At 63.6% G+C, this 20,015-nt stretch carries 21 protein-coding genes and 1 pseudogene; 15 read left to right on the top strand and 7 right to left on the bottom strand.

Annotated elements, in window-relative coordinates; all coding sequences use genetic code 11:
- Positions 1–75: 75 nt before the first annotated feature.
- The 4 genes from O3297_RS16430 to O3297_RS16445 all read right to left on the bottom strand — a co-directional run bounded on the left by O3297_RS16430 (position 76) and on the right by O3297_RS16445 (position 5,018).
- Entirely contained in the window at positions 76–1,065 is a 990-nt protein-coding gene (locus tag O3297_RS16430; protein ID WP_034786488.1) for a quinone oxidoreductase, read from the bottom strand.
- A 23-nt stretch (positions 1,066–1,088) separates the two neighbouring features.
- Positions 1,089–1,478: a methylglyoxal synthase gene (locus O3297_RS16435; protein WP_034786684.1), complete on the bottom strand. Its 390-nt coding sequence runs from the start codon at positions 1,476–1,478 to the stop codon at positions 1,089–1,091.
- A gap of 29 nt (positions 1,479–1,507) precedes the next feature.
- Entirely contained in the window at positions 1,508–2,428 is a 921-nt protein-coding gene (locus tag O3297_RS16440) for a DMT family transporter (protein ID WP_305049189.1), read from the bottom strand.
- 118 nt (positions 2,429–2,546) lie between these two features.
- Complete coding sequence (locus tag O3297_RS16445; RefSeq protein ID WP_305049190.1) at positions 2,547–5,018, bottom strand: alkaline phosphatase; 2,472 nt, start codon at positions 5,016–5,018, stop codon at positions 2,547–2,549.
- A 185-nt stretch (positions 5,019–5,203) separates the two neighbouring features.
- On the opposite strand from O3297_RS16445, the gene O3297_RS16450 reads away from it, so the two are divergent.
- The 14 genes from O3297_RS16450 (at position 5,204) to O3297_RS16515 (ending at position 16,266) form a co-directional block, all read left to right on the top strand.
- Positions 5,204–5,929, top strand: coding sequence for a YebC/PmpR family DNA-binding transcriptional regulator (locus tag O3297_RS16450; RefSeq protein ID WP_034747129.1), 726 nt, complete (start codon positions 5,204–5,206; stop codon positions 5,927–5,929).
- Positions 5,930–5,999: 70 nt separating this feature from the next.
- Entirely contained in the window at positions 6,000–7,268 is a 1,269-nt protein-coding gene (gene purD / locus O3297_RS16455) for a phosphoribosylamine--glycine ligase (protein ID WP_070254269.1), read from the top strand.
- An 88-nt stretch (positions 7,269–7,356) separates the two neighbouring features.
- On the top strand, positions 7,357–8,103 hold the full coding sequence (locus O3297_RS16460) for a hypothetical protein (RefSeq protein WP_305049191.1): 747 nt from the start codon (positions 7,357–7,359) through the stop codon (positions 8,101–8,103).
- Positions 8,104–8,186: 83 nt separating this feature from the next.
- On the top strand, positions 8,187–8,324 hold the full coding sequence (locus O3297_RS16465; RefSeq protein ID WP_305049192.1) for a hypothetical protein: 138 nt from the start codon (positions 8,187–8,189) through the stop codon (positions 8,322–8,324).
- A gap of 4 nt (positions 8,325–8,328) precedes the next feature.
- Positions 8,329–8,976 carry a hypothetical protein gene (locus O3297_RS16470; RefSeq protein ID WP_305049193.1) on the top strand — a complete coding sequence of 216 codons (648 nt, stop codon included), beginning with the start codon at positions 8,329–8,331 and terminating at the stop codon, positions 8,974–8,976.
- On the top strand, positions 8,973–9,776 hold the full coding sequence (locus tag O3297_RS16475) for a hypothetical protein (RefSeq protein WP_305049194.1): 804 nt from the start codon (positions 8,973–8,975) through the stop codon (positions 9,774–9,776). The genes O3297_RS16470 and O3297_RS16475 overlap by 4 nt, the downstream gene beginning before the upstream one ends.
- Before the next feature lie 101 nt (positions 9,777–9,877).
- Entirely contained in the window at positions 9,878–10,792 is a 915-nt protein-coding gene (gene hemF / locus O3297_RS16480) for an oxygen-dependent coproporphyrinogen oxidase (RefSeq protein WP_034786480.1), read from the top strand.
- Between the two features lie 44 nt (positions 10,793–10,836).
- On the top strand, positions 10,837–11,484 hold the full coding sequence (nadD, locus tag O3297_RS16485; protein WP_225317413.1) for a nicotinate (nicotinamide) nucleotide adenylyltransferase: 648 nt from the start codon (positions 10,837–10,839) through the stop codon (positions 11,482–11,484).
- Positions 11,485–12,174, top strand: coding sequence for a ribosome silencing factor (gene rsfS / locus O3297_RS16490; protein WP_034786479.1), 690 nt, complete (start codon positions 11,485–11,487; stop codon positions 12,172–12,174).
- Between the two features lie 6 nt (positions 12,175–12,180).
- On the top strand, positions 12,181–12,651 hold the full coding sequence (gene rlmH / locus O3297_RS16495; RefSeq protein ID WP_034747108.1) for a 23S rRNA (pseudouridine(1915)-N(3))-methyltransferase RlmH: 471 nt from the start codon (positions 12,181–12,183) through the stop codon (positions 12,649–12,651).
- 8 nt (positions 12,652–12,659) lie between these two features.
- Entirely contained in the window at positions 12,660–13,280 is a 621-nt protein-coding gene (locus O3297_RS16500) for a nucleoside triphosphate pyrophosphatase (RefSeq protein ID WP_034786478.1), read from the top strand.
- 43 nt (positions 13,281–13,323) lie between these two features.
- Positions 13,324–14,787: a ribonuclease G gene (gene rng, locus O3297_RS16505; protein ID WP_034747098.1), complete on the top strand. Its 1,464-nt coding sequence runs from the start codon at positions 13,324–13,326 to the stop codon at positions 14,785–14,787.
- Between the two features lie 2 nt (positions 14,788–14,789).
- Complete coding sequence (locus tag O3297_RS16510) at positions 14,790–15,566, top strand: AraC family transcriptional regulator (protein WP_305049195.1); 777 nt, start codon at positions 14,790–14,792, stop codon at positions 15,564–15,566.
- 73 nt (positions 15,567–15,639) lie between these two features.
- A complete protein-coding gene (locus tag O3297_RS16515; RefSeq protein WP_305049196.1) occupies positions 15,640–16,266 on the top strand; it encodes a LysE family translocator in 627 nt (208 codons plus the stop codon).
- Here the strand turns inward: O3297_RS16515 and O3297_RS16520 are convergent.
- The 3 genes from O3297_RS16520 to O3297_RS16530 all read right to left on the bottom strand — a co-directional run bounded on the left by O3297_RS16520 (position 16,242) and on the right by O3297_RS16530 (position 18,477).
- Positions 16,242–16,781 (bottom strand): hypothetical protein, encoded by a 540-nt coding sequence (locus O3297_RS16520; protein ID WP_305049197.1) that lies wholly within the window; start codon positions 16,779–16,781, stop codon positions 16,242–16,244. The two genes, O3297_RS16515 and O3297_RS16520, sit on opposite strands and share 25 nt — an antisense overlap.
- A gap of 64 nt (positions 16,782–16,845) precedes the next feature.
- Positions 16,846–17,325: a hypothetical protein gene (locus O3297_RS16525; protein WP_052140504.1), complete on the bottom strand. Its 480-nt coding sequence runs from the start codon at positions 17,323–17,325 to the stop codon at positions 16,846–16,848.
- Positions 17,326–17,451: 126 nt separating this feature from the next.
- A complete protein-coding gene (locus O3297_RS16530; RefSeq protein ID WP_034786474.1) occupies positions 17,452–18,477 on the bottom strand; it encodes a LacI family DNA-binding transcriptional regulator in 1,026 nt (341 codons plus the stop codon).
- A 206-nt stretch (positions 18,478–18,683) separates the two neighbouring features.
- Between O3297_RS16530 and O3297_RS16535 the strand changes: the two are divergent.
- Positions 18,684–19,922: pseudogene (locus O3297_RS16535) on the top strand (malic enzyme-like NAD(P)-binding protein); the annotation flags it as partial.
- Positions 19,923–20,015: the final 93 nt, after the last annotated feature.

Raw genomic sequence — 20,015 nt, forward strand, 5'->3', positions numbered from 1 at the left:
CGCCGATCAGGGCCACGGCCAATAACAGCACGATCAGCAGGCGGCCGAACTTCGGCGTGCCATCATTGCCGCCACTCATGGCACGATGATGGTGGAACCGGTCGTCTTGCGCCCTTCCAGGTCCGTGTGCGCCTGGGCGATATGGGCCAGGCTGTAGCGCTGGTTGATCTCGATCTGCACTTCGCCGCTGCTGACGACGCCGAACAGCGAGGTGGCCATTTCTTCCAGGTTGGCGCGGTTCGAGGCATAGCTGAACAGGGCCGGGCGCGTGAGGAACAGCGAGCCGCGCGACGCCAGTTCACTGAGGGTGAAGGCCGGCACGGGACCGGACGCGTTGCCGAAACTGACCATCATGCCCAGCGGCGCCAGGCAGTCGAGCGAACCCGTAAACGTATCCTTGCCGATGGAATCGTACACCACGGAGACGCCCTTGCCGCCCGTGATCTCGCGCACGCGCTCGACGAAGTTTTCCGTGTTGTAGTTGATGACGTGGGCGGCGCCATGCGCCTTGGCCAGCGCCGCCTTTTCATCGGAACCGGCCGTGCCGATCAGGTTCACGCCCAGCACTTTCGCCCACTGGCAGGCGATCAGGCCCACGCCGCCCGCGGCCGCGTGGAACAGGATGGTATCGCCCGCCTTCAGGGCCACCGTGCGGTGGAACAGGTATTGCACCGTCAAGCCTTGCAGCATCATGGCGGCGGCCGTATCGAAAGCGATGCGCTCGGGCAACACCAGCAGCAGCGCCGCCGGCAAGTTGCGCTGCTGCGCATACGCGCCATTGATGCGCGCCGCATACGCCACCCGGTCGCCGATTTTCACTTCCGTGACGCCCTCGCCCACCGCCTCGACGATGCCCGCGCCCTCGACACCGAGGCCATTCGGCAGCGGCTGCGGGTACAGGCCCGTGCGGAAATACACGTCGATGAAATTGAGGCCTATGGCCTCGTGTTTCACGCGCGCCTCGCCGGGTCCGGGCGGCGGCAGTTCCACGTCCACATATTCCATCACTTCCGGACCGCCCACGCGCTGCACGCGAATGGCCTTGGTGGTAATCGTTGCACTCATGCTCATCTCCTTGTCTGGGTGAATCAGGCGGCCGCGCTGGCCCGCGCCTGCAACTGCGACAGCACCAGGTGCGCCGATGACAGATTCGTCGCGCACGCCACGTTGTGCACGTCGCAGGCGCGCACCAGGGCGTTGATGTCCGGCTCGTGCGGCTGCGGCGTCATCGGGTCGCGCAGGAAAATCACGCAATCGATCAAGCCTTCCACCAGCAGCGAGCCGATCTGCAAGTCGCCGCCGAACGGACCGGAATGCTTGCGTTCGACCGCCAGGCCCAATTCGTTGATCAGGCGGCCGCCCGTGGTGCCCGTGGCCGACAGTTCGCAACCCTTCAAAAAGTCCAGGTATTCGCCCGCCAGGGTAATCATGTCATCTTTTTTCTTGTCGTGGGCAATCAGGGCGATGCGTGTTTTCATGGTGAGGACCATTTCAGTGGGTGGATGAATTATTTCTTTTTCGACAGCAAGTAGATGCCGGCCAAGACCAGGCTGGTGCCAGCCAGTTGCCAATTGGTGATCGGTTCATCGAGGATCATGGCGCCCAGGAACAGGGTCGACACGGGACCGATCATGCCCGCTTGCGAGGCGACGGGCGCGCCGATGCGCTCGACGGCGATCATCGTCATGAAGACGGGCATCACCGTGCAAAAGATGCCGTTCAGCAAAGACAAACCATACACGGGCATGGGCTGGATCAGCAGCTCGACGGGACGCAGGATGAAGAATTGAAAGATGCAGGCAAAGCTGGCCACGCACATCGCATAGCTAACCAGGCGCATCGAGCCGATGCGCTTGACCAGTTCACCCGAGCCCAGCAGATACACGGCATACGCGCAAGCCGAACCCAGCACGAGAGTCGACCCCAGCGCCACATTGCTGGCGCCGCCCTGCAAGTCGTGCACGAACACCAGCACGATGCCGCAGTAGGACGTGAACAGTGCCAGCCACTGCAGGCGGCTGATGCGCTGCTTGAAATACACGGTGGTAATCAGCAGTACGAAGGTGGGCGTAAGGAACAGGATCAAGCGCTCCAGGCCCACGGAAATGTATTGCAGGCCCAGAAAATCCAGATAGCTGGACAGGTAGTAACCGACGAGCCCCAGCCCGACGAGGCGCCAGCGGTCGCTGTTTGATAGCGGCGGCTCCGTACGCATCTTCCACCAGGCGATGACGGCGAATACGGGCAGCGAGAAAATCATCCTGAAGGCGATCAGGGTGACGGCGTCGATCTGGTAGCGGTACAGCAGCTTGGCGACGATGGCCTTGGTGGAAAACAGCACCGCCCCGCCCACGGCGATGGCCAGGCCACCGAGGTAGACGGAACGGGGAAGCGAGGGAGGAGATGCTTGCGGGGAACTGGAGCTCATCTCCAGATTGTAAGGCAAAAGCGACAGGCGGCTGATAAGCCCGACGGCAAAAACCGGGGTCGGACCCTGAGGGTCTGACCCCAGCCCTTGCTTTGGGCTTGACGTTTAATAAATAATTTTAAGACACCACCACCGCCGCCGCGCCCGCCGTCACCGTCGCCGTCGTCACCCGCGCAATCACATTGCTTGGCGCCGCCGTGCCGATCAGTTTATTTACCTGCTTGAACTGCGCCACCAGCTTGCCCGGCGTCAAAGTGACCACCGTGTAGCCCTGCGCATCCGTATTCAAATGCTTGATCCACGGGTTGTTGCCCAGGCCGGACAATTGCTGCGCCAGGCCCAGCAGGGTCGCGCTGAAGTCAGTGCTCGCTTTCAAGCCAGCCTGCACGGAAGCTACCGTGGCATCGAGCTGCGCCTCCGGCACGCCCTTGGCGGCCAGGGCGCCGCGCAGCTGCACGCGCAATTGCTCCAGCAGGCTGTCGATGGTGGGCGCCGCCTTGCCCATGGTGTAGTCGAGCAGATTGATGTCGAGATTCACCGTGCCCAGGCCCGTGACGGGAATGGCCAGCGGATAGCTGACGAGGGTGCCGATATCGCCCATGCTGCCGGCGGCCGACTTCAGATAGCTGAAGAAGGAATCGGAACTGACGCCGGCCGACACCAGGTCCACCATGACGGGCGTGCCGCCGCTGGCCGCGTCGAAGTCGTCGCTGACCGTGCCCGCAAAAAACGAGTGGATATCGCCGGTAATCGCCACCACGTTGCCGATGGCATTGTTTTTCAGGTGCGCCATCAGATTCTTGCGCTCACTGTTGTAGCCATCCCACTGGTCGCAATTGAGCAGGAAGCGCGTGAAGAATGGCGCCAGCGCCGCCTGCTGGCCGGAAGCGGCGACAAAGCTTGACGCGGCGCCCTTGGCCTGCACGTCGGGCTTGATCCAGCCGAAGGCGATCACTTGCGCGGCGGCGGCCGGCGAGCCGCTGTTGTAGGCAGCCACCGTGATGCCGGCCTGGGCCGCGCTCAAGCCGGCGCCCACGGCAGCGGCGCCCTGCGCGCCGGCATTGGCTGGCGCAGCGGCAATCGCCATGGCCGCCGCTTGCGCCAGGGTCGCCGATGCGCCCGCCGTGGAAGCGGCCACGATGCTGGAGGCCAGTGGCACGCTGCCGCCCACCAAAGGCAGGGTGCTGGCGATGGCCTTGCCCACGTTCGACATGGCGCTCAGGGCCAGCAAGGTGGCGATCGCATCCGTGCCATTCAAGCCCATGCGCAGCAAGGACACTTCATTGCCCCACAGCTTCCAGGTAGAGGTCGCTGCCTTCATCTTGCTTTTCCACCAGTCGCGCTGGGTCGTGCCCAGCATGCCGACGGCCGCCAGCGGGTCGGCGCCGGCCTTGGTGGCGGCGGCCATCTTCTGCCCTTCCACGCTGTCGAACAGCGCTTGCGGCACGAGATAGCGGCTGCCGATGCTGCCCAGCGGCTTGCCCGTGGCGGGATTGATGGTCGCTTCGGCGATCGCATGGTCGGCGCGGTACAGGCGCTCGTCCGTCATCACCAGCTGCATCAGTTTGCCGAACTGGAAATCGCGGTAGATCTGGATGTTCTGGAACGTTGTCGCGGCGGCATCGAACGTGACGTCGGCCGGCATGTATTCGAACCACGCCTGGTTGGCACTGCGGCGGCGGGCCGGCTGGTGCAAATCGCTGCCGTCGGCGGCCACGATGCCCTCGTAGGTGGACGCGTCCTGCCAGGCGTCGTCCGTGAATTCGTGATCATCCCAGATGGCGATGAAGGCAAAGCGTTCGTGCACGGCTTGCAGGCGCGCATCGGTGCGGTATTTCTTGTACAGGTAGCGGTAATCGGCCACGGTGGTGGCATATTTCGCGCCGGACGTGCCGCTTTTATACGTGCCGTCCGGCAGTTTCAGCTGGTCGTGGCGACTTTCCACGGCGCCGCTCTGGAAGGCCTCGCCCACCGTTTCATAGATGTAATCGCCCAGGTGGACGATGAAATCCAGGCTTTCATTGGCGGCGATGTGCGACAGCGCGCCCCAGTGGTTGATGCTCCAGTCCTGGCACGTCAGGTAGGCGAACTGCAGCTGCGGCACGTCGGCCGTGGCGGCGGGCGCCGTCTTGAAGCGGCCCACGTTCGAGCGCACGTCGCCGGCGATGAACTGGTAAAAATACACCTGGCCCGGCTGCAAGCCCGTCACCTTGTGGCGCAGGGTATTGTCGAAATCGGCTTTCAGCGGCAATTTCGCATCGACGATGGGCGTGCCGGCCAGGGCCGTATTGCCGCCCAGGGCGGCCGTATTGTCGCTGGCGCTGACGATCAGGCGTACGGCGACCTCGTCCTTGCCGGCCACGGCGGGCGCGACGGCATCGAAACTGGCGGGCACGACGCGCGTCCACAGCATGGCGCTGTCGGCGCGCGGGTCGCCCGAGGCCACGCTTTGCGGGAATTTCCAGTCGCTGCCCGAGGCCAGCGGCACGCCAGGATCGCTGTAATCGGTGCTGCCGCAGGCGGCGAGGCCGGCGGTCGTCACGGAGACCGTGATAAAGCCGCCCAATTTCAGAAATTGCCGCCTATCCATTTGACTTGCCATGATGTCGCGCCCTTAATCTTGATTATTGGAGTGGTGGGATGATGCATAACATGAAAGCGCGTCACTTTAACAACAAAATGTGTCCGCTTGATGACCGGGCCATGCCGCTTCGCAGGGGGCCGATATGCTAAAATGTCGGCCACAATTGAACACCCGTCTAAGGAAGATTCGACATGGCAGGACATAGCAAATGGGCCAACATCAAGCATAAAAAGGCTGCCACCGATGCCAAGCGCGGCAAAATCTGGACGCGCCTGATCAAGGAAATCACGGTCGCGGCCCGCATGGGCGGCGCCGACGCCATCACCAATCCGCGCCTGCGCCTGGCCGTCGACAAGGCGGCCGATGCGAACATGCCAAAAGACAACGTCCAGCGCGCGATCAACCGCGGCAGCGGCGGCGTCGACGGCGCCAACTACGAGGAAGTGCGCTACGAAGGCTACGGCGTGGGCGGCGCGGCCGTCATCGTCGAATGCATGACCGACAACAAGGTGCGCACGGTGGCCGAAGTGCGCAACGCCTTCAACAAGAATGGCGGCAACATGGGCAATGAAGGCTCGGTTGCCTTCATGTTCCAGCACTGCGGCCAACTGCTGTTCGCGCCGGGCACCGACGAAGACAAGCTGATGGAAGCGGCACTGGAAGCGGGCGCCGACGACGTCATCGCCGATGAAGAAGGCGGCTTCGAAGTGGTCACTCCCGTGCACGATTTCGCCACCGTCAAGGAAGCGCTGGAAGCGGCCGGTTTCAAGGCCGAAGTGGCCGAAGTCATCATGAAGCCGGCGACGGAAACCGTCTACTCGGGCGACGACGCCATCAAGATGCAAAAGCTGATCGATGCGCTGGAACTGCTGGACGATGTCCAGGAAGTGTTTACGAACGCCCTGATCGAGAACTAAGCAAAAAATAAGCTATACACCTCAAGGGCGGCACCGCCGCCCTGCAACCCACATTGAACGAACGGTACCTATGAAAATTCTGGTAGTCGGCTCTGGCGGCCGCGAACACGCCCTGGCCTGGAAACTGGCCCAGTCCGAACGCATACAGATGGTGTATGTCGCGCCGGGCAATGGCGGCACCGCGCGCGATGCGCGCCTGGTCAATCTCGACATCAGCGACCCGCAATTGCTGGCCGATTTCGTTCAACAGGAACACATCGGCCTCACGGTCGTCGGTCCGGAAGTGCCGCTGGCGGCGGGCATCGTCAACCTGTTCCGCTCGCGCGGCCTGAAAATCTTCGGCCCGACGAAAGAAGCGGCGCAGCTGGAATCGTCGAAGGACTTCGCCAAGGCCTTCATGCAGCGCCACGGCATCCCGACAGCCGCCTACCAGACGTTTTCCGATGTCGCTCCCGCGCACGCCTACATCGACGCCATGGGCGCACCCATCGTCATCAAGGCCGACGGCCTGGCCGCCGGCAAGGGCGTCGTCGTAGCCATGACCCTGGAAGAAGCGCACCAGGCGGTCGACATGATGCTGGCCGATAACCAGTTCGGCGACGCCGGCGCGCGCATCGTCATCGAGGAATTCCTCGCCGGCGAAGAAGCGAGCTTCATCGTCATGTGCGACGGCAAGAACATTCTGCCGCTGGCCACCAGCCAGGACCATAAGCGCCTGAAAGACCACGACCAGGGCCCGAACACGGGCGGCATGGGCGCGTATTCGCCGGCGCCTATCGTCACGCCGGCCATGCATGCGCGCGTCATGCGCGAAATCATCGTGCCGACCATCCAGGGCATGGCCAAGGATGGCATCACGTTCACGGGCTTCCTGTACGCGGGCCTGATGATCGACGACAAGGGCACGCCAAAGACGCTGGAATTCAACTGCCGCATGGGCGACCCGGAAACGCAGCCGATCATGGCGCGCCTGAAAACCGACCTGGTCACCGTCATGGAACACGCCGTCAACGGCACGCTCGACGCCGTGGAACTGGAATGGGACCGCCGCACGGCCGTCGGCGTCGTCATGGCTGCCGCCGGCTACCCGGACGATCCTGTCAAGGGCACATCCATCGGCGACATCCCGGCCGAAACCGTCGATTCCGTCACCTTCCATGCGGGCACCCGCATCGAGGGCGAACGCCTGGTCACCAACGGCGGCCGCGTGCTGTGCGTGGTGGGCCTGGGCGACAGCATCAAGATGGCGCAGAAGCAGGCGTATGAAACCGTGGAAAAGATCCATTTCGACGGCGCGCAATACCGCCGCGACATCGGCTGGCGCGGTTTGAAGCATTGATCGCCCCATAACGATCACACGGCGGGCCGGCGCGGAATGCATCCGCCCCGGCCCGTTTTCATTTTGATCGCCTCCCCCATTCCTCGCCATGACCATTCCACCCGGCCTTGCCGCACCCGACAACGATGCCCCGGTGAGCCCCCTGACCTGGCTGACGCTTGCCTCGCTGCTCGTTGCCGGCCTGGCCTGGTACTGGTTCAGCAGCCATGCCTTACCACGCTGTGACGCCAGACAAACCGTGGCCGCGGTCACGGATGGCAAATTCAGCCTGCACGCTATCAAGCAGGCTGGCTATGCCTGGTCGCAAAAAACCCGTGGCTGCCTGGCTACCGTCATCCAGGACGGCAAGCCGATGCAATACGCCTGGACCATTTCGCGCGTGGAAGGCCGCCGCAAAAGCCGGCTGGAGTATGACCATGCGCATCCGGGCATCGTGCAAACGCGCTTTGCCGACATCGCCTGGCATGGCGGCTTTGCGCAGCAGGGCCAGCCCATCGGGCGCGATGGGCTGAAGAATGCGATGCTGGCCGGCATGGATGCACTGCGCGGCAAGCCGCTCTACCATGTCAATCTCAACGCGGTGGTGTCGCCGCAGCACTACCGTGAAATCGGCGATATTGAAGCGCTGGGACCATGCAAGGAAGTATTGCCCGGCGTGGTTTCCTGCCGCCTGCTGCTGGCCCGCAACGACCTTGCGCCCGCTGCCGCAACAAAGGTGCTGGCAGTGTCGGTGCTGCAGCAAGGCGACTTTACTTTCCAGCGCAGCGAGGATGGCAAGAACTGGTCGGTAACACCGCGGTTCAAGACAGAACTGGAGCAGGCGCAACTTCAATAGTGCGCTGGAGAAACGAGATTGCATTGTAAAATTTACCATCTTAATTCTTCACAAACCCACTCCCGATGACAAGCGATCCACCTGTGCCCACGCATACTTCCGTCGAGGCGCTGCATGTGCTGAAGCTGCTCACGCGCCGCCAGCGCGACGCGGCCGGCAATGGCTGGTCGGTGACGCCGCAATTTGCCGGCGAACTGCGCCTGGCCAAAGTAACAGAGTAAGTCCATGCATATCGAACCGCCCCACGCATCGCTGGGCCAGTTGCACCAGCTTGGCCTGATCACCGCGCAGGAACTGGACGAGGCCAACTCGGAACGCGATATCGCCGCCCATGAGCGCCTGCACCCGCCCGAGGATCCCGTCGACATGCCGGAACTGGCGCAGGACGCCGATCTGGCCTGCACCCTGGGCTGGCTGCTGCTGACCGATCTGCTGCCCAAGAATGACTTCGACAAGCGCGTGGCCAAACTGCCACCCCGGCAACAGGCACTGGCAGCAGAGGGGGTGCGGCACTACAACCGCCGCGAGGTCGACGCCTTGTACGAGCTCGATTTGCTGAACCAGTTCCAGCGCGATGCGGCACACGCGGCGGCGCCAGCCGACCACATGTTGTATACGCCCTGGATCGCCATGCGCTGGCTGGTGGCAAACAACATCCTGCCGACGGCGCAGTTCGAAGCGCTGGAAGTGCACGTGCGTGAACATGGCAGCGAACTGGCGCGCGACATCATGGAAGCGTCCAGGCTGCGCCATGGCCACGACCGCATCCCGTACAAGCGGCCACCGGCCTGGAAAGGCGCGCTGATCGTGCTGGGACTGATCCTGGTCATGTCCGTCGTGTACGGCTTGTTTACCGGAAGCCTGCGGCCATGAGCACCGATCCACGCCTGCTGCCGCTGGCGGAACTGCTGCGCCTCGGCCTGATCACCAGCGACGAATACGACGATACGCTGGCCGAACTGGAGATCATCGACCTGCAGCGCGCGCACAATGCCGCCGAAGACATTGATGTGCCGGAGCTGGCGATGAATGCCGACCAGATCGGGACGCTGGCCTGGCTGCTGAGCGCCGAACTCGTGCCCGAGGACCGTTTTTTCAAGATGCTGCGCAAGCTGCCCGCCGATGAGCCACGCCGGCACCTGGCCAGCGCCGCGCTGCAGCAGGTGACCCGGCAGGCGGTCGACGCGCTGTACCAGCATAACCTGATCAACCCGTGGCAGCGCGACGCCGCCCACGACAGCCTGCCTGCCGGTCACCTGGCCGCCACGCCCGTCGCGGCCTTGCGGCATATGCTGAAACAGGGCACGCTATCGCCGCTGCAATACCAGGAGCTGCAAGCGCGCACGCGCGCGAACGGCTCGCCACTGGCGCGCGTGATCGTCGATGCTGCCGGCAAACCGCCGGTCCAGTATGGCCGGCGCGCCGCGCGCCCGTTCAACGTCCTGATGATAGTGCTGATGCTGCTAATGCTGATGCTCGTGGCGATAGCGGGGCCGTTGTGGTTCAAGCGCGAGCAGCCAACGCCTGCGGCACCGCTGGCGCAGCCGGCCGACACGGTGGAACGCGACGACCGGCAGCAGCGTGCGGCGCAAGCACTCGATGCCGCCCGCCAGCCGGGCCATGAGAGCGTGCAATACGATGTCCATGTGGTGCAGGACCAGCCGCCTCGGTAAAGCAGGGCCGGCAACAGCAGCGCCGGTTTTGCTATCACAAAAATCCGTAACAGGGTACAATCCGTCCTTACTTTTTTATTTCGGCCTCGTCGGCCCACGCGATGTCGTCAACTCCCTCTCCTTCGGCCGTCAAGGCCTATTTGCTCGATTTGCAAAGCCGTATCGTGCAGGCACTCGAAGCGCAGGACGGCAAGCCCTTCCTGACCGATGCCTGGCAGCGCCCCGAGGGCGGCGGCGGCATTTCGCGGCTGATCGAGGAAGGCAATGTATTCGAGCGGGGCGGCGTGAACTTTTCGCACGTTACCGGCGCCGCATTGCCGCCATCGGCAGCGGCCGCGCGCCCTGAACTGGGTGGCAAGGCGTGGGAAGCGATGGGCGTGTCGCTGGTGCTGCATCCGCGTAATCCGTATGCGCCCACGGTGCACATGAATGTGCGGTTTTTCAGCACCGTCAATGCCGATGGCGAACCCGTATGGTGGTTCGGCGGCGGCATGGACCTGACGCCGTATTATGGCGACGCGGGCGACGTAAAGCACTTCCACCAGGTGTGCCATGATGCGCTGGCGCCGTTTGGCGACGAACTGCATCCGAAGTTCAAGCAGTGGTGCGACGATTATTTCTACCTGAAGCACCGGCGCGAAGCGCGTGGCGCCGGTGGCATCTTCTTCGACGATTTCAACGCCCTGGGCTTTGACGACAGCTTTGCGATGATGCGCAGCGCCGGCGACGCTTTCGTCAAAGCCTATGTGCCGATCCTGGCGCGCCGCAAGGACACGCCCTACGGCGAACGCGAACGCGATTTCCAGTGCTACCGGCGCGGACGCTATGTCGAGTTCAACCTGGTGTTCGACCGCGGCACCCTGTTCGGCCTGCAGTCGGGCGGACGCACCGAGGCGATCCTGATGTCGATGCCGCCCGTGGTCAAGTGGCGCTACGACTGGCACCCGGAAGCGGGCAGTCCCGAAGCGGCGTTATATACTGACTTCCTCGTGCATCGCGACTGGCTGCAGGCGTGACCGGAGTTAGCACGACGCATGGCATCGCCGGCAATACCCCATGCGTGGCGCTGCTGGGCGGCAGCTACGATCCGGTGCATATGGGCCATGTCGCGCTGGGCACGCATTTTTCCAGCCTGCTGCACGCCGATGAACTGCGCGTGATTCCGGCCGGCGCGCCCTGGCAAAAGGGCAACCTGGGCGCCACCGGCCAGCAGCGCGCCGAGATGGCCGGCCTGGCGTTTGCCGGCCTGCCCGTGCCGGTCGTGATCGACCGCCAGGAAATCGAGCGCAGCGAACATGGCCAGGCCAGCTACACCATCGATACCTTGCGCCAGGTACGCGCCGAGCTGGGAGCGCGCGCATCCATCGTTTTCCTGATGGGCGCCGACCAGCTGCAGCGGCTCGCGACATGGCGCGAATGGCAGCAATTATTTGAATACGCGCATATCTGCGTCGCGGCCCGCCCCGGCTTCGCGCTGAATGACACCGCAGTGCCGCAAGTGGTTGCCGAAGAATTTTCGCGCCGCCTGGGGTCACTGGAAAGCATCCGCAACACGCCGCACGGTCTGACTTATCTGGCACAGGACTTCGCGGTGGATATCTCCGCCACCGAAATACGTGCGGCATTACAACGGGGGAATCGGGCAAACTCGCTTGTTTCCCCGCTAGTGCTAGACTATATTGAACAACATAATTTATACAAAAGCTAAATGGACATCAAAAAACTGCAAACCCTCGTCGTTGACGCCCTTGAAGACGTCAAAGGCCAAGACATCGCCGTCTTCGAAACCAGTCACCTGACCAGCCTGTTCGACCGCATCGCGATCGTTTCCGGTACCTCGAACCGTCAAACCAAGGCGCTGGCCGCCTCGGTGCGCAACAAGGTCAAGGACGCCGGCGGCGACATCATCGGCATGGAAGGCGAGGAAACGGGTGAATGGGTGCTGGTCGATCTGGGCGACATGATCGTCCACATCATGCAAGCGCCTATCCGCGCCTACTACCGCCTGGAAGAAATCTGGGGCGACACGCCGGTCAAGCTGGGTGCCGCCAAGCGCGCGCCGAAAAAAGCGGCCGGCGACGAGCCGAAAAAGGTCAGCGGCCATCTGGCAGCGAGCAAGGCCAATGTGGAAGCTTCGCCCGTGATCGAGAAAAAGACACCGGCCAAGAAAGCCACGGCCGCCACCGCCGCCAAGAAAGCCCCGGCGAAAAAAGCCACCGCTTCCAAAGCTGTCGGCAAGACCGTGAAAGTCGCGCCAACCAAGACCGAAGCGGCTGCCGTGAAAGCCTTGAAAGCGCTGCCAGAGAAAAAAGTGCGCGCCCCACGCGCGGCCAAGCCGGCAGCCGATGCTGCACCGGCAAAAACCGTGATCAAGCGTATCAAAAAAGTCGAAGCGTAAGCCTCGATGCAGCTCATCATCGCTGCGGTCGGCCATAAAATGCCGGCCTGGATAGAGACGGGCTTCGCGGAATACGCGAAGCGCATGCCGCCGGAATTGCGCATCGTGCTGAAAGAAATCAAGCCGGTGGAGCGTTCCGGCAGCAAGACCGCCGCCACGGCGATGGCGCTGGAACGCGAACGCATCGAAGCCGTCCTGCCCAAGGGCGTGCGCATCATCGCGCTCGACGAACGCGGCAAGGACCTGACCAGTGTCGGCCTGTCGCAGCAGTTGATGGCGTGGCAGCAGGATGGCCGCGACACCGCCTTCCTGATCGGCGGCGCCGACGGCCTCGATCCGCAACTCAAGGCACGTGCCGAAGGCATGCTGCGCATTTCCAGCATGACCCTGCCGCACGGCGTGGTGCGCGTGATCCTCGCCGAGCAGCTGTACCGTGCCTGGTCGATCACGCAAAACCACCCCTATCACCGCGTCTGAACTCCCCCATGAAAACGGCTGATCACAAGATCTACCTTGCCTCCAAAAGCCCGCGCCGGCGCGAACTGCTGCGCCAGATCGGCATCGATTTCGAATTGCTGCTGCTGCGCAGCGACGGCCCGCGCGGCGCCGACGTCACCGAGGAAGTCCTGCCCGGCGAATCGGCGCTCGACTATGTCGCCCGCGTGTCGAATGAAAAAGCCGCCTTCGCCTGGGACCTGGTGCGCCGCCGCCACCTGACCCCGCGCCCCGTGCTGGCAGCCGACACCACCGTCACCATCGACGGCATCATCCTCGGCAAGCCGGCCGACCGCCTTGAGGCCGTGGCGATGCTGCAGCAGCTGTCGGGCCGCACGCACGAGGTGCTCACCTCGATCGCCGTGCACTACAAGGATTTCGCCGAGCAGCGCACGCAGGTGTCGCAAGTGCGCTTCGGCGTGCTCTCGCCGGCCTCCATCGCCGCCTATTGCGCCACGCCCGAGCCCTACGACAAGGCCGGCGGCTACGGCATCCAGGGCAGCGCCGCCCTGTTCGTCGAGCATATCGAAGGCAGCCATTCCGGCATCATGGGCCTGCCCCTGTACGAGACGGCGCAATTGCTGCGTGAAGCAGGTTTGCCCCTGCCCTGATCCCGGGTATGATGTCATTCGTCGCCTCCACTTCCCCGCCTCCATGAACGAAGACATCCTGATCAATATCACGCCGCAAGAAACGCGCGTCGCCCTCATCCTGCAGGGCGCCGTGCAGGAATTGCACATCGAGCGCACGCTCACGCGCGGCCTGGCCGGCAATGTGTATTCCGGCAAAGTGGTACGGGTGTTGCCGGGCATGCAGTCGGCCTTCATCGACATCGGCCTCGAGCGCGCCGCCTTCCTGCACGTGGCCGACATCTGGGAAGCGCGCGGCCACGACGGCCAGAACGCGACACCGGCGCCGATCGAAAAAATCCTCTTCGACGGCCAGGTGCTGACGGTGCAGGTGATCAAGGACCCGATCGGCACCAAGGGCGCGCGCCTGTCGACGCAGATTTCCATCGCCGGACGCATGCTGGTGTACCTGCCCCAGGACAAGCACATCGGCATTTCGCAGAAAATCGAAAAGGAAGCGGAGCGCGAGCAGCTGCGCGTGCGCCTGCAAAGCCTGCTGCCGCCCGATGAAAAAGGCGGCTACATCGTGCGCACCATGGCCGAGGACGCTTCCGACGCGGACCTGAAGGCGGACGTCGACTACCTGCGCAAGACCTGGAGCACGATCACGCACGGCGCGCGCACGCGTCCCGCCACCAGCCTGCTGCACCAGGACTTGAGCCTGGCGCAGCGCGTGCTGCGCGACTTCGTCGGCGATGAAACAGCCACCATCCAGGTCGATTCGCGCGAGAACTACGTCAAATTGCGCGAATTCGCTGAAATCTACACGCCCAGCGAACTGACGCGCTTGCAGCACTACACGGGCGAGCGCCCGCTGTTCGACCTGTATGGCGTGGAAGAAGAGATCCTGCGCGCGCTGGGGCGCCGGGTCGACCTGAAATCGGGCGGCTACCTGATCGTCGACCAGACGGAAGCGATGACCACCATCGACGTCAACACGGGCGGTTTTGTGGGCGGGCGCAATTTCGCCGACACGATTTTCAAGACCAACCTGGAAGCGGCGCACGCCATCGCGCGCCAGCTGCGCCTGCGCAACCTGGGCGGCATCATCATCCTCGACTTCATCGACATGGACAATGCCGAGCACCGCAACGCCGTGCTGGCCGAACTGAAACGCACGCTGTCGCGCGACCGCACCAAGGTTTCGGTGAGCAACTTCTCGCCACTGGGCCTGGTGGAAATGACACGCAAGCGCACGCGCGAATCGCTGGCCCACATCCTGTGCGAGCCCTGCCCCGCCTGCGCCGGCAAGGGACAAGTCAAGACCTCGCGCACCATCTGCTATGAAATCCTGCGCGAACTGCTGCGCGAGGCGAAACAGTTCAACCCGCGCGAATTCCGCATCCTCGCCTCGCAGGAAGTGGTCGATCTGTTCCTCGAAGAAGAATCGCAGCACCTGGCCATGCTCGGTGATTTCATCGGCAAGAAAATCTCGCTGCAGGTGGAGAATGCCTACCACCAGGAGCAGTACGACGTGATCCTGATGTAGTCATGCCGGGCAGCACCGCCTTCTGGCGCGACCCATCTCTCCTCCATGTGGAGAGCCGGCGCGCTTGCCACAGCCGGGCGTGCTACAAGCCGCACAGCCATCCCACGTTTTCCATCGGCGCCGTCGACTCTGGCGGCAGCATCTTTACGGGCAGCAAAGGCGGCAAGGTCGCCCTCGGCAATGGCAGCCTGGTGCTGGTGCCGGCCGGCTGCGTACACGCCTGCAATCCCCTGCCTGACGCCCTGTGGAGCTACCAGATGCTGCATCTCGATGCGCGGTGGCTGCAGGCACACGCGCCGGCGCTCGATGGCGACACGGCGACGGTGTTGCACTGCCCGCTGCTGTATGCGCAGTTTTGCGCCATGAATGCGCTGCTGTTTTCAACGGCCGGCGCGGCGGAGAAAAATGCGGCGCTGCTGGCGTTCCTTGGCGCTTGCGCCAGCGCCTGCGCAGACGTGCTGCCGTCGGAACGCAAGCCGCTGCCCCAGCAGCTGGCGCCCGTGTTCGCAACGCTGCAGGCGCAGCCCTCGGCCAGCCTGCGGCAACTGGCGGAGGCGGCTGGCCTGAGCCCCTATCAATTGATCCGCGCCTTTCGCGCCGCCACGGGCCTGACGCCGCATGCCTACCAGCTGAATATGCACGTCAACCGCGCGCGCAGCCGCTTGCAGGAAGGGACGGCGCTGGCGCAGCTGGCGCATGAGCTGGGCTTTGCCGACCAGAGCCACCTGCAGCGCGTCTTCAAGGCGCATGCGGGCATCACGCCCGGGCGCTACCGCTAGCCTGCAATTTTCTTCAATACGCGCCGGCAGCAGCATTGCATACTCGCCTCCCTATCGTTACGGAGCGCAAGCCATGCAGGACTTTTTATTGATCGCCGCCGCCCACTTTCTTTCCCTGCTGTCGCCCGGGCCCGATTTCTTCCTGATCGCGCGCACCTCGCTGGCCCACGGCTGGCGCGCCGCCGCCGGCACGTGCATGGGCATTACCGTGGCCAATGCGGTGTTTATCGTGGCGGCATTTGGAGGACTGTCGGTGCTGCGGGCGGGCAGTACGGCATTCATGGTGGTGCGGCTGGCGGGATGCGCCTATCTGCTGTACCTGGGCTGGCTGTTCTTGCGCCATGCGGGCAAGAGCGGCCTGGATGCCAAGCCCGCCACCGGCAAGGCGCGCTGGCGCGGCGGTGTCGTGACGGGGTTTGTCTCCGCCATCCTGAATCCGAAAAATGCGCTGTTCTACGTCAGCCTGGCCACCGTGCTGGCCTCCAGGCAGACGAGTCCCGCTGCGATGGTCGCATATGGCGCGTGGATGGTCTTTGCCGTGCTGGCGTGGGATATGGCGGTGGCGCTGGCCATCGGCAGCAGCGCCCTGCGGCAGCGCTTTGCGCGCGCGCTGCCGTCGCTGGAACGGCTGTCGGGCGTGATGCTGATCGTGCTGGCGGTGGTGCTGCTAGCGGATCAGGCTGGCAGCGGATCCAGGTAAAACACGGCATACACTTTCAAGGGCGTGGTTTCCGTCGCTTTTTCCGAGCGCACGACGGAGCAGTCGTCGGCGGCCAGGCTGCGCCAGTTCTGGATGCCGACCTTGGCGAACATGGCGTGCGCGGGGGCATTCGCCGCCAGGTCCAGCACCAGGCAGGCGTTGCGCGGGCCGGCGCCGTAGTTGACGGCGCGGATTTCAATGCCGAAGGTCGTCATCCACGGTTCCCACAAGCCTTTTTCCTTGCCGGCCGCCATGCGCTCGAGCATCTCGCCAAACGTCAGACCTTTCTTGACGGTATCGCGCAGTGCTTGCAGCGACGGCGCCAGGCGGGGATCGGGCTGCTTGTTGCCGGCGCGGATCTCGGCGATCGCTTTCAATTCCTTGATGATGGCCGCATCGCGTTCCGTGTAGTCGCGCATGCGCGCGTAAAACTCGGCATCGAGGAAGGGATTGACGGTCAGCTTGGCGACGCCCTCTTCGCGGCGTTTCGGGGAGGGCGTGTTGGTTTTGGTCATGGCGATGGAGGGCAAAATACGTTGAGGGCCGCCAGTTTAACATCATGGCGCGTCGGCGGCAGCTTCAGCGCCGCTTTAATGTTGCCCCTGGCGGGTGCGGAGCGGCCACTGCGGCGCGCGCGCCAGGCCGCATGAAGTCGCGTCGTGGCCCGAACAGGAAGACGGCGCCCGCATACAGCCCCGCCAGGGGGAAGCGCACCTCCCTGAGCAACTGCTGGAAAATGGCGATCGACTGCGCGCGGGTGACGGGAATGTCGGCGCGCCACTGGCACAGCACATCATGCACGAGGCTGGCATGATACGTCGCCGGCAAGCCCAGGTGCTGCGCGCCATCGGGCGTGCCCACATAAAATAGGCCGAGCACGCTGATACAGGGCGAACAGCCATCCCAGGCATAGCCGGCGCGGATGCGGATCGCCGATTCGCGTATCGTCACCCACTCGTTTTCAAACTCTATGCCGTCAAGCAAGGGCGAGCAATAACCATAGTCGCTGCCCAGCGCATAGCGCCAGGCGTTGCCAGGCATGCCGAAATTCTTCGGCATCAGCGGCCTCCCTGCTGTGCATGCCGCCGTTGTCGCCTATATGTCGTCTGCATGGGGTTATCTTGATCATTATCAATATCAAGATTTAAACATACTCCAGCAAAAGAAGGGCAACAAGCGGCAGACTCAGGCGCGCGGCGCCGCCGTCGATTCGCGCACCACCAGTTCGGGTTTCAGGCGCACGTCGAGCACCGGGGAATCGGGCGAAGCTATGGTTTGCAGGATCAGCCGGGCCGCTTCCGTGCCGATGCCGTGGTGGCGGATGCGGATGGTGGTCAGGGGCGGACGGATCATGTCCATGTAGGGCATGTCGTTGTGGCCCACCACGGAAATATCTTCGGGGCAACTCAAACCCAGTTCGCGGATGGCGTCGTAGCAGCCGAGGGCCACCAGGTCGCTGCCCGTCACCACGGCCGTCGTCCGCGGCGACTGGCGCAGCAGTTCCAGCAGGGCCGCCTTGCCGCATTCGCGCGAATAGCCGCTGCTTTCAAACACGAACGCTTGCGAACGATCGAGTTCGCTGGCCTGGATGGCGGCCAGGAAACCGAGGCGGCGCACGTGGCCCGTGGACAGGTTTTCCGGGCCGGCGATGTGCGCGATATGGCGGTGGCCCAGCGCCAGCAAGTGTTCCACCGCCAGACGCATGCCGACCACGTCGTCGCTGACGACGCAGGAAGCGACGCCCGTCTCGTCGCTGCGGTTGACGGTAACGACAGGCACATTCTGGTCGATGCACATCTTGATGACGGGATCGTCGCGCCGCGCCGTAGCCAGGATCAGGCCGTCGACCTGCTGTCCCAGCAGGCGGTTGATGACGAACAGCTGCTCTTCCTCGTCAGCGCCCACGTTGGCAACGATGGCCAGGTAGCCATGCTTGCGCAAGCCTTCCTCGATGCCCAGCAGGATCGGTGGAAAGACAGCGTTGGTAATGTCGGGCAAGACCACGCCGATGATGCGCGACTTGCGGGTGACGAGGGTGGAGGCGGCGCGGTTCGGCCGGTAGCCGAGCCGGCCCGCTTCGGCCAGCACGCGCGCGGCCACCTCGGCGCTGACCATTTGCCGCGTTGCCGGGTTCATCACGCGCGAGACGGTGGAAAAGTGCACGCCGCTGGCCCGCGCGACGTCGCTTAAGGTGGGGTTCTTGTTTGTCATGGGCTTCCCGGATCGCAATACCGTGATTTTATCGTAAAAATTCCCTATTCCGTCAAAAACCGAGCAAACGCTTGCATTGAAATAAAGCCGACGCCCAAAGCGGTTTTGACAGGCTTTAGTACAATCCAGCCTTGACAGCGTGCAAACGCTTGCATACCATGGCTCGGACTTACCACTCGGGCCTGGTTGCCCCTCACAGAATTCCTATGTCTACTTCGCACAGCAAGCACGCCGAACAGAACGGCGAAACCTTCAACCTGAAAGAAGCCGCCCTCGCCTATCATGCGGAACCCCGCGCAGGCAAGATTTCCGTCACGCCAACCAAACCGCTGGGCGACGCCCGCGCCCTGACCCTGGCGTACTCGCCGGGCGTGGCCTTTGCCTGCGAAGCCATCGTGGAAGATCCGCGCACGGCCGGCATCTATACGTCGCGCAGCAACCTGGTGGCCGTGATCACCAATGGCACGGCCGTGCTGGGCCTGGGCGATATCGGTCCGCTGGCCAGCAAACCGGTGATGGAAGGCAAGGCTTGCCTGTTCAAGCAGTTCGCCGACGTTGATGTGTTCGACATCGAACTGGCCGAGAACGATCCCGACCTGTTCATCGACACCGTGGTGCGCATGGAGCCGACCTTCGGCGGCATCAACCTGGAAGACATCAAGGCGCCCGACTGCTTCTACATCGAACAGCAATTGCGCAAGCGCATGAATATTCCCGTCTTCCACGACGACCAGCACGGCACGGCCATCATCGTCGCGGCCGGCATCCTGAACGGCCTGGAACTGGTCGGCAAGGACATCGGCAACGTCAAAGTGGCCGTCTCGGGCGCTGGCGCCGCGTCGATCGCCTGCCTGGACCTGCTCGTCTCGCTGGGCCTGAACAAGTCGCTGCTGAAAGTGTGCGACAGCCAGGGCGTGATCTACCCGGGCCGCGATGCCAGCATGGAAGAGAACAAGGCGCGCTACGCGAACGACACGAGCGACCGCGACCTGGCCGACGCCATGGTCGGCGCCGACATCTTCATCGGCGTCTCGAAGGGCGGCGTGGTCAGCGCACAGATGGTCGAATCGATGGCCGCCAAGCCGCTGATCTTCGCCCTGGCCAATCCGCATCCGGAAATCGCGCCGGAAAAAGTGCACGCCGTGCGCGACGACGCCATCGTCGCCACGGGCCGCTCGGATTACCCGAACCAGATCAACAATGTGCTGTGCTTCCCGTACATCTTCCGTGGCGCGCTCGACGTGGGCGCCACCACCATCAATGAAGAAATGAAGCTGGCCTGCGTGCGCGCCATCGCCGCGCTGGCCAAGGAGCCGCTGCCGGGTCACGAAAGCAGCGCCCTGACGCCGCTGCAACTGATACCGTCGCCGTTCGACGAGCGTCTGCGCAGCTGGGTCGCGCCTGCCGTGTCGCAAGCAGCCATCGCCACCGGCGTCGCCACCCGCGTGCCAGCAGTCGCCTGATACGCGTGGCAGGCGATCCTGCCTTGGCAAAATAACAGCAAGTTACCATTGCTTACAAAAAAACCATGGCTGAAA

The sequence above is a fragment of the Janthinobacterium sp. SUN128 genome, assembly GCF_030587275.1.
GTDB classification, from domain to species: Bacteria; Pseudomonadota; Gammaproteobacteria; order Burkholderiales; family Burkholderiaceae_D; genus Janthinobacterium; species Janthinobacterium lividum.